The following is a 14,467-nucleotide window of genomic DNA, read 5'->3' as shown; positions in this document are numbered from 1 at the left end:
TGATGGCAAATCTGATTGTAACGGGCGGAGCCGGATTTATCGGCGCCAATTTCGTGCATCGCTGGCGGCGGGTCGCGCCGGGCGATTCGATCGTGGTGCTCGATGCGCTGACCTATGCCGGCAACCGCGCCAATCTGGACGGGCTTGATGGCGTGGAACTGGTCGTCGGCGATATCTGCGATACCGATCTGGTGTCGAAGCTGATCGCCGACCATGCCGTGGATACCATCGTACACTTTGCCGCAGAGAGCCATGTCGACCGTTCGATCACCGGGCCCGATGCGTTCGTGACCACCAACGTCATCGGCACACACAGCCTGCTCAAGGCCGCCAAGACCGCCTGGCTCGACAAGGGCAGCGGCATGCCGCACCGGTTCCACCATGTCTCGACCGACGAGGTCTATGGATCGCTCGGGTTCGATGATCCCGCGTTCAGCGAAACCACAGCCTATGCACCCAATTCGCCTTACTCGGCGTCCAAGGCAGGCTCGGATCATCTGGTGCGCGCCTATCATCACACCTTCGGGCTCGAGACCACGACCAGCAACTGCTCGAACAATTACGGGCCGTACCAGTTTCCCGAGAAGCTGATCCCGCTGTTCGTGCTCAACGCGCTGTCGGGCCGCAGCCTGCCGATCTACGGCGATGGCATGAACGTGCGCGACTGGCTGCATGTCGAGGACCATTGCCTGGGGATTGAATTGATCCTCAAGAACGGCCGCATCGGCGAAGTGTATAACGTGGGCGGCGGGCAGGAACTGCCCAACATCCGCGTGGTCGAGGAAATCTGTGCGGGTGTCGATGCCGCGTTCGCCGCCGATCCGTCGCTGGCTGAGCGCTTCCCCGATGCGCCTGCTGCCAAGGGCCAGCCGACCGCCAGCCTCAAGACCTATGTCGAGGACCGCAAGGGCCACGACCGGCGCTATGCGATCGACGAGACCAAGATCCGCAGCGAGTTGGGCTATGAGCCCGCGCGCGACTTCCCGCAGGGCTTTGCCGAGACGCTTGCCTGGTATCTGGCCAATGAGGGCTGGTGGCAGCCGCTGCTCGAACGCGCAAAGCTGAACAAGGGTTGATGGCGCAGCAGGAGGCAATCGTGACCCAATCCGTCCCCGGTTCGCGCCGCTGCGTCAACATTCTGGGCTGCCGGGGCGTTCCCGCCGCGCATGGCGGGTTCGAGACCTTCGCTGCGCGCCTCGCGCCGTATCTGGTCGAGCACGGCTGGGACGTGACCGTCTATTGCCAGGACGACGTCCAGCCCGGTGCCGACATGGCCATGCATGACGATCACTGGCAGGGCGTCCACCGCCGCCACATCCCGATCGCGCGGTCGGGGCCCGTCGGCACGATCAGCTTCGATCTCAAGGCGACGCGCGACGTGCTGTCGCAGCCCGGGGTCGATCTGGTGCTGGGCTACAACACCGCCGTGTTTGCCGCGCTCAACCGGATCAAGCGCCGCAAGGTGGTGATGAACATGGACGGGATCGAATGGAAGCGCGCCAAATGGTCGGCCGTGGCCAAGGCGTGGTTCTATCTCAACGAGCGCGCCGGATCGTACCTCAGCCAGGTTGCGATCGCCGATCACCCCTCGATCGCAGATCACCTGCGCTCGGCCAGCGGCATCCAGTCGGTGGTGATCCCCTATGGCGCCGATCTGATCACCGGTGCCGATTCCAGCCTGCTCGAGCCCCTCGGGGTGGTTCCCAACCGGTATTTCGTCTCGATCGCGCGGATCGAGCCCGAAAACTCGATCCTAGAGATCGTCGAGGCGTTTTCGCTCAAGCCCCGCAATGCGCGGCTGGTGGTGCTGGGCAAGCTCGAGGACGGCAATGCCTATCACCAGAAGGTCAAGGCCGCTGCCAGCGCCGAAGTCGATTTTCCCGGCGCGATCTATGACGCCGACCGGCTGGCGGCGCTGCGCTTCTACACGCTCGGCTATATGCACGGCCATCAGGTGGGCGGTACTAACCCTTCGCTGGTCGAGGCGCTGGGCGCGGGCAACCCGGTGATCGCGCACAACAACCGCTTCAACCTGTGGACCGCAGGCGAAGGCCAGTTCTATTTTTCGACCGTCGAGGAGTGCGCTGGCCATATGGAGCACCTTCTCGCCGATCCTGCCGCAGCCGACGCCGCACGGGCCGCCGCCCGCGCGCGCTATGCCCGCGATTTCGAATGGGAAAAGGTGCTGGGCCAGTATCGCATGCTGCTCGAAGACGTCGCGGACGGTGCGCCCGTGCGCGATGCCTATTGATGTCCCGGCTGCTGCCATGAGGGCAGGCCCCTTCCCTCCGGCGAAGATCGCCATTGCCATCGTCAACTGGCGCAATGCGGCAGACACGATCGCCTGCCTCGAATCCCTGCACCATCTGGCCGATGACGACGTGATGATCGTGGTCTGCGACAACGGATCGGGCGACGGATCGGTGGACAAGCTCGTCGCCTGGGCAAACGGGACGCTTGCTGGGTGGGGCCGGAGTTTTCGGCTGTGGCAGGATGGCGAACTGCCTGCCGCGCCGCCACGCGATTATCTCAACATCATCGCCGGCGCACAGAACCTGGGCTTTGCCGGGGGCAACAATCTGTGCATCCGGCTGGCGCTTGCCGATCCTGGCATCGAGGGCGTGTGGCTGCTCAACAACGATACCGAGGTGCTGCCCGGATCGCTGGCCGCCTTGCGCGCGCGCATGGCCGAGGATGCGCGAATCGGTATCTGCGGGTCCACCCTGGTCTATCATCACGACAAGACCACGGTGCAGGCGGTGGCGGGCCGCTACGACATTGCGCGCGGTGCGGGCGGCGAAATCGGCCAGGGATCGACGCTTGCAACATTGCCGCCGCGTGGCCAGGTCGAGGCCGAGATGTCCTATCCCCCCGGCGCCTCGATGCTGGCCTCGCGCCAATTCATCGATTCGGTCGGGCTGATGGAGGAGAGCTATTTCCTCTATTTCGAGGAGCTCGACTGGACGTTGCGCGGCAAGCCCGACTTTACCGTGGGCTGGGCGCCGGAATCGGTGGTGTTCCACAAGGAGGGCGGCTCGATCGGTACCGATGGCCGCAGTCGGCCAAGTGACCTGTCGCTCTATTACAACCTCGTCAACCGGCTGCGTATCGCCCGGCGCTTTGCGCCCGGTTCGGTGCCGGTCAATGTCGCCCGGCTGGGTGCGATTGCGATGAAATATCTGCTGAGCGGTGACCGGCGCGCAGCGCGCATCGCCCTGCATGCGCTTGGCGATTTTTTCGGCGGTCGCTATCGCACCGGCGCCTGGCTTTCGGCCAACCGCGCCGCCCCAGCCCAGAACGGGACACGCTGAACCGATGACCTCCTCCGCCTCAAGCTCCAAGCCTGCCATCGCGATCATCGAGACGATCGGCTCGCATGGCGGCATGCATTATTACACCGACAATCAGGCGCACGCGCTGGTGAACCAGGGCCATGCCACGACCCTGTATTCGCTGCCAGCATCGACCGATGCGGGCGCGCGCTACAGGAAAGTCGACACGTTCAAGGCGATCTACGGCTCCGATCCCAAGGCGATTCGCGGGCTGCGCCTGATCCGCGACCTGACCACATCCTTGCAGTCGGCCAGGGCATCGGGTGCCAAGGTCTGCATCTTCCATCTGTTCAAGATGGATGTCTTCGAACTGTACGCGGTTCGGCTGTGCAAGCTGCTGGGCATGAAATCGATGGCGATCGTCCACGATGTGGCGCGACTCGATCAGGCCAATGACCGGCCGCAGCTGGCGCGCATCGCGGCTGCCTGCGACCTGCTGATCACCCATAACGGCTTTTCGCAAAACGCGCTGCTGGCGGCGCTGGATGGCGCACCGGCCAGGGTGACCGTGATCCCTTCGGGCAATTACATGGCCCAGTTCCCCGATCCGCCCTCCAGGGCGCAGGCCCGCGATCGGCTGGGTCTGCCGCACGACAGGCTGATCATCCTGTTCTTCGGCAATCCGCGCCGCGAAAAGGGGCTGCACGTGCTGCTCGAAGCGATGGTGGCGCATCGCGACGACGCGCGGCTGCTGTTGCTCGTCGCCGGCAAGATGAAGCCGGAGGAAGAGGCGGAATATCGCACGTTCGTCCGCGATCACGGGCTGGATGCGCAGGTTCGGTTCGACATCGGCCATGTCGATGATGCCGATGTGCCTTCCTATTATCGCGCGCCCGACATCGTGGCCCTGCCCTATCTGCGGATTTACGAAAGCGCGGTGGCGTTGATGGCGATGAGCCTTGAGCGGCCAGTCCTGGCCAGCGACCTGCCGCCGATGCGGGATGTCATCGGCGATGATGCGCGCGGCTTGCTTTTTGCGGCAAGTGATGCGCAATCGCTGTCATCACGGATCGGCGAACTGGTGGCTGATCCTGCCCGGCTTGCTTCATTGGCGGAACGCGCGGCGCATTATGCCGCGCATGACCGCCATTGGGATGTGACTGGCAGGATGCTATCTGCCGCCGCTGAATCATTTTGACCCGTTTGCGGGTGCAGCAGACCCCCCAGGGAGGACTTATGAAGGCACTTATCACTGGCGTTACCGGGCAGGACGGCGCCTATCTGGCGGAAAATCTGCTGGGCCGCGGCTATACCGTCTATGGCACCTATCGCCGGACCAGCTCGGTCAACTTCTGGCGCCTGGAAGAGCTGGGAGTCGACAAGCACCCCGATCTGCATCTGGTCGAATACGACCTCACCGATCAGGGCTCGGCCATCCGCCTGCTCGAAAGCACCGGTGTCACCGAGGTCTACAATCTTGCCGCGCAAAGCTTCGTCGGCGTCTCGTTCGACCAGCCGATGACCACCGGCGCGATCACCGGGCTTGGGGTCACCAATCTGCTCGAGGCGATCCGCATCGTGAACCCCAAGATCCGCTTCTACCAGGCGTCGACCTCGGAGATGTTCGGCAAGGTGCAGGCGATCCCGCAGGCAGAAGATACCCCGTTCTATCCGCGCAGCCCCTATGGCGTCGCCAAGCTGTACGCGCACTGGATGACGATCAACTATCGCGAGAGCTATGGCCTTTTCGGTACCAGCGGCATCCTGTTCAACCATGAATCGCCACTGCGCGGCCGCGAGTTCGTGACCCGCAAGATTACCGATACCGTCGCCAAGATCCATCTGGGCCAGACCGACGTGCTCGAACTGGGCAACATCGATGCCAAGCGCGACTGGGGTTTTGCCCGCGATTATGTCGAGGGCATGCGCCTGATGCTGCAACATGACGAACCGGAGACCTTCGTGCTCGCCACGAACCGAACCGTCACCGTGCGCGATTTCGTCACGCTGGCGTTCGCCGAAACCGGTGTTTCGATCGAGTGGAGCGGCAAGGACGAGAACGAGGTCGGCACCGATCCTGCCACCGGCCGCCAGCTGGTGCGGATCAATCCGCGCTATTATCGCCCGGCCGAGGTTGATCTGCTGATCGGGGACGCAGGCAAGGCCGAGCGCCTGCTCGGCTGGAAGAGCAGCACCCCGCTCGAGGAGCTGTGCCGCCTGATGGTGGCTGCGGACATCGAGCGCAACACGCGGGGCGCGTCTTTCTGATGCGGGTTCTCGTAACCGGCGCTGACGGCTTTACCGGCACCTATCTGGTGGCGGAATTGCGCGCGCGCGGTTGCGAGCCGATTGCATTTACAAGCGACATCACCGACGCTGCGGCGGTCGATGCGGAAGTGGCACGGGTGCGGCCCGACCGGGTTATCCACCTTGCCGCGATCGCGTTCGTCGGTTCCAATGCGGTCGATCCCTTCTATCAGGTCAACCAGCTCGGCACCTATCACCTGCTCGATGCCCTCGCCCGGCATGCGCCCCAAGCGCACGCGCTCATCGCCAGCAGCGCCAATATCTACGGCAACGCGACGGGCGGCTATCTCGACGAAGCGACCCCACCCAATCCTGCCAACCATTATGCGGTCAGCAAATGGGCGATGGAGCTGGGCGCCAGAATATGGGCCGACCGGCTGCACACGACGATCGTTAGGCCCTTCAACTATACCGGGGTCGGACAGGAGGAGCAGTATCTGATCCCCAAGATCGTCGCGCATTTCCGCAGGCGTGATCCGGTGATCACGCTGGGCAACATCGATGTCAGCCGCGATTTCGGCGATGTCCGCTCAGTGGTTGACGCCTATGCCGGACTCAGCCTCGCGCCACCTGCGGCGCCGGTGGTCAATGTCGCCACCGGCAAGGTGTGGAACATCCGCCAGATCATCGCGATGGCGACACGGCTGACCGGTCACGAGATTCGGGTCGAGACCAACCCGGCATTCATGCGGCCCAACGAGGTCGAGATCCTGGCAGGCGACGCCGGACTGCTCCACGCGCTGCTCCCCGACTGGCAACCGCGCAGCCTGGAACAGACATTGGAGTGGATGCTGAAGCTATGATACCAATCCTTAAAGCACCTATTTGGGGTAGTTGATGACACAGGCCAATACCATCGATCCATCCCGAATGGATTATCACAAGCATATCCGCGAGGAGATCATACCACTGGTGCCTAACGGCGGTGGCACGCTGCTCGATGTCGGTGGCGGGGTTGGCGCGACGGCGGTGCGACTCAAGCAGCTCGGCAAGGCAGACCGGGTCGGCGTGATCGACCTGATCGATTCGACCATCGAGGGTGTGACCAAGGACTTCAGCTACAGCGGCAACATCGAGCAGCCGGAGTTCCTTGATTCGGTGCTGGCAGCCGAAGGGCCTTTCCAAACGATCCTGTGCCTCGACGTGCTCGAGCATCTGGTCGATCCCTGGAAGATCGTGGCCCGGCTTCACAAAGCACTGGTCCCAGGCGGCGTCATCGTCGCCAGCGTACCCAATGTAAGGCATTATTCCGCCTTTCTCCCGCTGGCATTCCGCAACAGCTGGGATCTGGCCGATGACGGCATTCTCGACCGTACCCATCTGCGCTTCTTTGTGCGCAATACCGCCATCGAACTGATGACCTGCTCGGGTCTGAAGCTCGAGGAGATACGGGGCAACGCTCCTGGCGGGACAAAGGTCAAGCTCGCCCGCGCGCTCAGCTTCGGCGCGCTGAACAGCTTCACCAACCTGCAATACCTTATCCGGGTCAGACGCACCGATTGATCGGAGCCCGCGACTCAGGTCTCGGGAAAATCTGGGGAGCCGGGAAATCAACGGTCTGCCGTAGCTTTGGGGATGCGACGGCCCGTGCCTGCGCACCGCCAGGCGTAGTATGGGCCGATCCCGGTCTGTTGTGCAATGCAGCAGAATGCTGTATTGGAGTCCCAACGGGCGCGCCATGATCTGATTCATCGGAGCTAAAACCATAATATGCGTACAGCCAAGACCCCAGCGCTGGTCACGCCTGCGTCCCTTACCGGGCAGGACCTTGATCCCTCTCCGATCCAGACCGGCAACTCCGGGCACGTGGATTTCGATACCCTGGTGCGACTCGATGGGCTCAAGGGCCGCAAGCGGTTGCGCGGGCTGCTTTCGCTGCTCTCGATCACGACCGACGTCGCCTCGATCCTGACCGGATTTTTTCTGGCGAGCCTGGTGTATCTGGGCGATCTGGACAACGAGCACGCGACCAACATGGTGGCGATCTCGATCCCGCTGTTCCTGATGTTTTCGCTCAACAACAACGCGCACAACACCCGCAAGGTCAGCAATCTCGCGGCGGGAATCGCTTCGGCCGCAGGCGCGCTTCTGCTTGCCGCCGGTTGCCTGTTGCTGATCGCTTTCTTCATGAAGATCGGCGCTGAATTCTCGCGCGGCGTGTTCTTTCTGGGGGTCGCCTTCAGCCTGATCACGATCGTCATCACCCGCACGATTACGCGCGCCGTGTTCCGCAAGCGGATCGACGAGGGCGCCTATGCGATCCTTTGCATTTATGATGGCGTCCCGCTGTCTGCCAACGCAGGTCCGGGCGCTATCGAGGCGCGCGCGATGGGGCTTCACCCCGATCTGGCGAGCGCTGTCGGGGTCAACCGCCTGGGCACCCTCGCCAAGGGCATGGACCGAGTCGTCATTCATTGTGCCCCCCAGGCCCGCGCAGCGTGGGCGATGGCCTTGAAAACGCTCGATGTGCGCTGCGAAATCGTCGTTCCCGAGCTCGACGAATTTGGTGCGCTCAGCATTTCGGAGCGTTCCGGGCACACCAGCCTGCTGCTCAACAGCGGGCGGCTCGCCTGGAATCACCAGATGATGAAGCGCGCGTTCGATCTGGCGATATCGCTCGCAACGCTTCCTCTCCTGCTCCCGTTCTTCGCTTTGGTGGGCATCGCGATCAAGCTGGACAGCCGTGGTCCGGTGTTCTTCCGGCAGGAACGAATCGGGCTGGGCAATCGTCCGTTCATGATCTGGAAGTTCCGGTCGATGCGGACCGAAGCGTGCGACGCCAATGGCAACCGTTCGACATCGCGGGATGATGACCGCATCACCCGGGTGGGTCGTATCCTCCGGAAGACCAGCATCGACGAACTGCCGCAGATCCTGAACGTCATCAGCGGTGACATGAGCCTGGTTGGCCCGCGTCCGCATGCCTTGGGATCACGCGCGGAGAACGCCTTGTTCTGGGATATCGACCAGCGTTACTGGCAGCGCCATGTGGTCAAACCGGGTCTGACCGGCCTTGCGCAGATCCGTGGTTTTCGCGGTGCGACCGAGCAAAAGCGGGATTTGACCATGCGTCTGCAGTCCGATCTCGAATACGTTTCGCACTGGAGCCTGCTGTCGGACATCCGCATCCTGATCAGCACCGCGATGGTGGTGTTTCACAAGAACGCATTCTGATTGGCTTGAGCGTCGGCCTGATTGGCTTGAGCGTCGGCAAGCCGCCGCTCAGCCCGGAGGGGATGCCTTGGGCTTGCTGGCGGCTTTGAGCGTTTCAGCGATCCGTTTGACGTCCTGCGAACGCCCCTTGGGCACGATCATGACATGCGAGCCATTGGCGATGACGATCAGGTCGCTGATCCCTGACGCCGTCACGGTGATGCCGTCGGCGTAGATGAAGCTGTTCTGGCTATCCAGCGCGATGACGTCGCCCGACACCGTGTTGCCATCGTCGTCCGATACGCCGATCTGAGCCAGTGCATCCCAGCTGCCGACGTCGGACCAGCCACACGACACCGGCACGATGCCGACGCGGGTGGCGCGTTCCATGACTGCATAATCGATCGAATCGGAAGGACAGGCCGCAAACCGGCCGGGCTCTGGCCGAATCAGCCGTTCATTCAGAGCGACGCCGTCGAGCGCGTGGTGCACCGCACGGCAGATATCGGGCGCATGTTTCTCCAGTTCTTCGAGATAGCGATCGGCGCGCAGCATAAAGATGCCTGCATTCCAGCAATGCTCGCCCTCGGCCAGCATGGCTTCGGCCTTTTCGCGCACGGGCTTTTCAATGAACCGATCGACCGCCCAGACACCGGGCGCCTCGTCCAGAGGCTTGCCCATGCGGATATAGCCGAACCCGGTCTCCGGGCCCGTCGGGTTGATGCCGAAGGTGACCAGCCAGCCTTGCTGGGCCGCCGGCAATGCCGTGTCGATGGCTGCGAGAAACGCAGGAATGTCTGCGATGACATGGTCGCTCGGCATGACCAGCATCACCGCCTCGCTGCCCCCTGCCGCGACGGCGGCAAGCGCTATGGCGGGCGCGGTGTTGCGGGCCACCGGTTCCAGGATGATCCGGGCATCGGCCAGCGCTGCGTCGCTGATTTCCGCTTCCATCAGCGCCGTGTGCCGTTCCGCGCCGATGATCAGCGCGGGGCCGAACCGGCTTGCATCGATCGCGCGGGCCAGCGTGTCGGCAAACATCGACCTGTCCGATACCAGCGACAGGAACTGCTTCGGCCGCTGCTCGACCGACAGCGGCCACAGCCGGGTGCCTGAACCTCCGGACAGAATGACAGGGATGATATGGGTCATGCGGGTTGTTCGGTCCTAGCTTGCACGGGCAATCAGTAAACGGGCGCCACTGCTGGCTTCGACATGGGCACCCGGATCGATAGCGAGGCATTCGCCCGCCGCAGCGGTGACCAGGCCATCTGCTGTTTCCACGGACACATCCCCTTCGATCGGGATAATGGTCAACGGCCCGGTACCGGCCAGTTGCATCCCGGCATCTCCGGTCAGAGCCAGCCGAAACCAGGGGCCATCGACGAGTATCCGGTCTTCGCCAAAATCGACCCGCTGGTGCAGGGCGCTGCTGTACGGCACGGCCCTGGCCACCGGAATGCCGTCATCGAGGTGCAGTTCACGCGGCCGACCGTAATCGAACAGCCTGAAGGTCACATCGGCGTTCTGCTGAATCTCGATCAGGCTGATTCCTGCCCCGATCGCATGCACCGTGCCTGCCGGTATGTAGAAAAAATCGCCGCGCTGCACAGGCTTCCAATCGACCAGGCCTTCGATGCTTCCGTCGGTAGCGGCGGCACGCAGTTCCTCGTGCGACAGCTCCCGAACCGTGCCGATCCCCAGCACGGCGTCCGGTTCGGCGTCGATCACCAGCCAGCATTCCTCTTTTCCGCCAGGCAGCCCGAGAGACCGCGCCTGAGTCTCGTTGGGATGCACCTGGATAGAAAGCTTGGCGCTCGTGAACAGATATTTGACCATCAGCGCGAGCGCGGGTCCGCTTGGTGGCTCGAACCATATCTCGCCGACCTTGTCTGCACCGCGATTGACGAACGGTGCCGGCAGGTCGGCCCGGCCCCAGGGTTTCGCGATCTGGCGCGTCGCGAGCTTCATCGACGTTCCTGTTTGATGCGCTGCATGTCTGCCCGGCAGACGGCATCGTACACGGCCAGCTGGTCCCTGCGTGCACTCATGGCTGCGCAAGTCGTGCCACCGATCAATGTGTGTAACGGGTTAAGCATGAAAGCAAATTTCCCAAGGTGTAAGGAAAAAGGACCACCGGGTTTGCGGGGAATACAGCACGGCAGGCACTAACGGAAAATTTCACCATACTCAATTGGCTAAGTGCGCGTTCGGCGGGCCGGACCGGGCCGTTTCTGCGGTCCGCAAATGCTGGCATTGCGCAGACCAGCGCACATTCCACGTCCGTTACATACGCGCCGCAAAGCACGGGGCTGAAGCTCAATCGCGCAGGAAGATCGCCTCGATCGGCAGGCCGAACAGATCGGCAATGCGGAAGGCCAGCGGCAGCGATGGATCGTATTTGCCGGTCTCGATCGCGTTGATGCTCTGCCGCGAGATCGCCAGCGCATCGGCCAGATCGCCCTGCGTCCAGTCACGCTCGGCGCGCAGCACCTTGAGCCGGTTCTTCATCAGCACGGCCCCCGGTCGCCAAAGGCAAAGCGGTTGACCAGTTGCCCCAACGCCAGGCCAATGCACCACATCGGGAAGACGAAGAACACGGCAAGCTTGGGCACCTGCGGCGAATAAAGCTCGAGCACGCCCCACACGCTGGTGATCGCCAGCGTAATGCCGGTGGCGACCAGAAACTTGCGGACCTCGAGCATCCGCAGATATTCGTCGTCGAGCTCGATCAGCAACCGTCCCATCGCCCAGAGCCAGCCGAGAGCGGCCATGCCCGGAAGCAATGCCAGCCCAATCGTCAGCGCGCTGGCAGGCGCGTTATCGGGCACCAGCGCGGTGGCGAGCGCAATCGCGCCGACATAGGCGAAAGTGATCGGGATGATACGCCTGCCGTACCTGCGGATCGCCGGATGATGCTTGGCCTGCATTGGTCAACAGCCCCTGCGGCGCGCGCACCGGCCGCGCTGGGTGACCGAGATGACGGCGAGGATCGGTAGCGTGGTGAACAGCGTCTGGGCCGCGCCATCGGAGATCACCTCCAGCACGTTCAACACTGCCAGACCCAGGATGGCAAACGCCCAGCACAGGGCATGAAGATAGGCATTCATGGTCAAGCTCCCTTGATTCGATGTAAAGGAACATTGTCTTTTGGGGCGTATATTGTCAAGTGTCCTTGATAAAAGGTTTGGGGTGCTTGTCGCGCGCCCGTGCCTCTCCCTTGATGGGAGAGGCAGCGAGACTTGGCAGCTTGCTGCCTTAGTCGCAGCGGTAAGGGTGATGGTGTGTCTGGGCTGGGTTGGCGCAATCCGGACAGATCACCCCCACCCAACCCTCCCCCATCAAGGGGGAGGGCTTTTGACGGGAGAGGATAGTGACTCCTTCAACATTCGCCGCTATATCCCGGCGCATGGCGAGCATCCGCACCACCCTTGCGACTACCACCACTCCGGGCAACCGGGGGCGGGCAGGCGCGGGCTGACTTTCGCGATTGCCAGCTGCCCGGGTGCGGGTGGCTCTGGCGTCGGCTCCCCGCATTTCCTCTCACCATCGGCGCTGAAAACATGGCCCCTTTTGGGCTGCGCCGGTTTGTGCCATGGCGCTGCAACGAGCGACAAGAAAGACAGATGATATGTCCCAGCTTCTGAAGATCAGCCTGCCCGATGGTTCGGTGCGCGAAATGCCCGAGGGTTCGACCCCGGCAGATGTCGCCGCCGCGATCGGCCCGGGCCTTGCCAAGGCGGCGATTGCTGCCCGCGTCGATGGCGAGCTGCGCGACATCATGCGCCCGTTCGAGGGCGATGCGCAACTGGCGCTGGTCACCGCGCGCGACGAGGCCGATGCGCTCGAGCTGGCGCGGCACGATTTTGCGCATGTGCTGGCCGAAGCGGTGCAGAGCCTGTTCCCGGGAACGCAGATCACCTTCGGCCCTTCGACCGACGACGGTTTCTATTACGATTTCGCGCCTGCCGAGCGCCCGTTCACCGACGAGGACCTGCCCGCGATCGAGGCCGAGATGCGCCGCATCATCGCCGCCGATCTGCCGCTGGTGCGCGAGGTGTGGAGCCGCAGCGACCTGATCGCGCGCTGGCAGGCGGCGGGCGAGAGCTTCAAGGCCGAATGGGCCGCCGAGCTTCCCGATGACGAGGAGCTGACGGTGTACTGGTCGGGCGAACCTGGCCGTCCGGGCGCGTGGATGGACATGTGCCGTGGCCCGCATCTGGCTTCCACCGGCAAGCTCGACCCCAATGCGTTCAAGCTGACGCGGGTATCGGGCGCGTACTGGCGCGGCGACCAGCGTAACCCGCAATTGTCGCGCATCTATGGCACTGGATGGCTCAACAAGAAGCAGCTCGACGCGCATCTGGTGCGGCTCGAGGAAGCCGCCAAGCGCGACCACCGCAAGATCGGCGCGGAGATGGACCTGTTCCACCTCCAGGCCGAAGCGCACGGGTCGGTGTTCTGGCACCCGCGCGGGTTTGTAATCTATCGCGCGCTCGAGGCCTATATGCGCCGCCGGCTCGATGCCGCCGGTTATCTGGAAGTAAAAACCCCGCAGGTGATGGACGCGCGCCAGTGGGAGCAGTCCGGGCACTGGGGCAAGTACCGCGAAAACATGTTCGTGATCCCCGACGAGGTCCCCAACACCGAGGACGAGGGACCGGTGGTGTCGAACGATGCCGCGTGGATGGCCTTGAAGCCGATGAACTGCCCGGCGCACGTGCTGATCTTCCGCCAGGGCATCAAGAGCTATCGCGATCTCCCCTTGCGGCTTGCCGAGATGGGCTGCTGCCACCGCAACGAGCCGCACGGCGCGCTGCACGGGCTGATGCGGGTGCGGCAGTTCACGCAGGACGATGCGCATATCTTCTGCCGCGAGGACCAGTTGGTCGACGAGATTGCCAAGTTCTGCGACCTGCTCGATGTCGTCTACAAGGACCTGGGCTTTGGCGACTATGCCATCAAGCTGGCGCTGCGCCCCGAAAACCGCTTCGGCACCGATGAAATGTGGGACTGGTCCGAACAGTCGATGCGCGATGCGGTCGCCGCCACGGGGCGCAACACGCCCGAATGGGGCTGGGAAGAGCTGCCCGGCGAAGGCGCGTTCTATGCGCCCAAGCTCGAGTTCCACCTGACCGACGCGATCGGGCGGACCTGGCAGGTCGGCACGATCCAGACCGATACCGTGCTGCCCGAGCGGCTCGATGCCAGCTACATCGCCGAGGATGGCAACCGCCACCGCCCGATCATGCTCCACCGCGCGATCCTGGGCAGCTACGAACGCTTCATCGGCATCCTGATCGAGCATTATGCGGGCAAGTTCCCGCTGTGGCTCGCGCCGGTGCAGGCGGTGGTCGCGACCATCGTCTCGGACGCCGACGATTATGCGCATGAAGTGGTCGCCGCGCTGCAGGCGGCGGGCATCCGCGTCGAGACCGATACGCGCAACGAGAAGATCAACTACAAGGTGCGCGAGCACTCGGTCGGCCGCGTCCCCAACATCCTGGTCGTCGGCAAACAGGAGGCCGAAAAGCGCACCGTGGCGCTGCGCCGCCTTGGTGAGCAGCAACAGCAGTTCCTCTCGCTCGACGAAGTGGTGGCGATGCTGAAGGACGAAGCGCTGCCGCCCGATCTCAAGGGCTGACCGCCGGCACCACCCGAACGCACAAAGCCCCCTGCTGCATAACGCCGCAGGGGGCTTTTTTGTATGCGTCGCCCGGATCGCGCAAAGAAAA

General features: G+C 63.4%; 14 protein-coding genes. 9 read left to right on the top strand and 5 right to left on the bottom strand.

Going from position 1 to position 14,467, the window contains the following annotated elements:
- Positions 1-2 precede the first annotated feature (2 nt).
- The 8 genes from rfbB to ACK4R0_RS09505 all read left to right on the top strand — a co-directional run bounded on the left by rfbB (position 3) and on the right by ACK4R0_RS09505 (position 8,753).
- Positions 3-1,076: a dTDP-glucose 4,6-dehydratase gene (gene rfbB, locus ACK4R0_RS09540; RefSeq protein ID WP_409673601.1), complete on the top strand. Its 1,074-nt coding sequence runs from the start codon at positions 3-5 to the stop codon at positions 1,074-1,076.
- A gap of 20 nt (positions 1,077-1,096) precedes the next feature.
- Positions 1,097-2,251, top strand: a complete 1,155-nt coding sequence (locus ACK4R0_RS09535; protein ID WP_409673599.1) for a DUF1972 domain-containing protein — start codon at positions 1,097-1,099, stop codon at positions 2,249-2,251.
- A 16-nt stretch (positions 2,252-2,267) separates the two neighbouring features.
- Positions 2,268-3,311 (top strand): glycosyltransferase family 2 protein, encoded by a 1,044-nt coding sequence (locus tag ACK4R0_RS09530; RefSeq protein WP_409673597.1) that lies wholly within the window; start codon positions 2,268-2,270, stop codon positions 3,309-3,311.
- 4 nt (positions 3,312-3,315) lie between these two features.
- Positions 3,316-4,470, top strand: coding sequence for a glycosyltransferase family 4 protein (locus ACK4R0_RS09525; protein WP_409673596.1), 1,155 nt, complete (start codon positions 3,316-3,318; stop codon positions 4,468-4,470).
- Positions 4,471-4,508: 38 nt separating this feature from the next.
- Positions 4,509-5,540, top strand: a complete 1,032-nt coding sequence (gmd, locus tag ACK4R0_RS09520) for a GDP-mannose 4,6-dehydratase (protein ID WP_409673594.1) — start codon at positions 4,509-4,511, stop codon at positions 5,538-5,540.
- On the top strand, positions 5,540-6,382 hold the full coding sequence (locus ACK4R0_RS09515) for a GDP-mannose 4,6-dehydratase (protein WP_409673593.1): 843 nt from the start codon (positions 5,540-5,542) through the stop codon (positions 6,380-6,382). The genes gmd and ACK4R0_RS09515 overlap by 1 nt, the downstream gene beginning before the upstream one ends.
- A gap of 67 nt (positions 6,383-6,449) precedes the next feature.
- The gene (locus ACK4R0_RS09510) at positions 6,450-7,082 is read left to right on the top strand and encodes a class I SAM-dependent methyltransferase (protein WP_409673591.1); all 633 of its coding nucleotides are present in this window, start codon (positions 6,450-6,452) and stop codon (positions 7,080-7,082) included.
- 207 nt (positions 7,083-7,289) lie between these two features.
- A complete protein-coding gene (locus ACK4R0_RS09505) occupies positions 7,290-8,753 on the top strand; it encodes a sugar transferase (protein WP_409673589.1) in 1,464 nt (487 codons plus the stop codon).
- A 48-nt stretch (positions 8,754-8,801) separates the two neighbouring features.
- Here the strand turns inward: ACK4R0_RS09505 and ACK4R0_RS09500 are convergent, their stop codons facing one another.
- The 5 genes from ACK4R0_RS09500 to ACK4R0_RS09480 form a co-directional block, all read right to left on the bottom strand.
- On the bottom strand, positions 8,802-9,884 hold the full coding sequence (locus tag ACK4R0_RS09500) for a mannose-1-phosphate guanylyltransferase/mannose-6-phosphate isomerase (protein ID WP_409673587.1): 1,083 nt from the start codon (positions 9,882-9,884) through the stop codon (positions 8,802-8,804).
- 15 nt (positions 9,885-9,899) lie between these two features.
- Complete coding sequence (locus ACK4R0_RS09495) at positions 9,900-10,703, bottom strand: class I mannose-6-phosphate isomerase (RefSeq protein ID WP_409673585.1); 804 nt, start codon at positions 10,701-10,703, stop codon at positions 9,900-9,902.
- 348 nt (positions 10,704-11,051) lie between these two features.
- Positions 11,052-11,243, bottom strand: a complete 192-nt coding sequence (locus tag ACK4R0_RS09490) for a helix-turn-helix transcriptional regulator (protein WP_409673583.1) — start codon at positions 11,241-11,243, stop codon at positions 11,052-11,054.
- Positions 11,243-11,662 carry a hypothetical protein gene (locus ACK4R0_RS09485; RefSeq protein ID WP_409673582.1) on the bottom strand — a complete coding sequence of 140 codons (420 nt, stop codon included), beginning with the start codon at positions 11,660-11,662 and terminating at the stop codon, positions 11,243-11,245. Before ACK4R0_RS09485 ends, ACK4R0_RS09490 begins: the two co-directional genes overlap by 1 nt.
- A 3-nt stretch (positions 11,663-11,665) precedes the next feature.
- On the bottom strand, positions 11,666-11,842 hold the full coding sequence (locus ACK4R0_RS09480; protein ID WP_409673581.1) for a hypothetical protein: 177 nt from the start codon (positions 11,840-11,842) through the stop codon (positions 11,666-11,668).
- Positions 11,843-12,363: 521 nt separating this feature from the next.
- Between ACK4R0_RS09480 and thrS the strand changes: the two genes are divergently transcribed.
- Positions 12,364-14,376 carry a threonine--tRNA ligase gene (gene thrS / locus ACK4R0_RS09475; protein ID WP_409673579.1) on the top strand — a complete coding sequence of 671 codons (2,013 nt, stop codon included), beginning with the start codon at positions 12,364-12,366 and terminating at the stop codon, positions 14,374-14,376.
- Positions 14,377-14,467 lie beyond the last annotated feature (91 nt).

It is taken from the genome of Blastomonas sp. (assembly GCF_046294995.1).
Classification (GTDB): domain Bacteria; phylum Pseudomonadota; class Alphaproteobacteria; order Sphingomonadales; family Sphingomonadaceae; genus Blastomonas.
The sequence above is the reverse complement of the archived record's forward strand: the minus strand, read 5'-3'. Positions and strand labels throughout refer to the sequence as shown.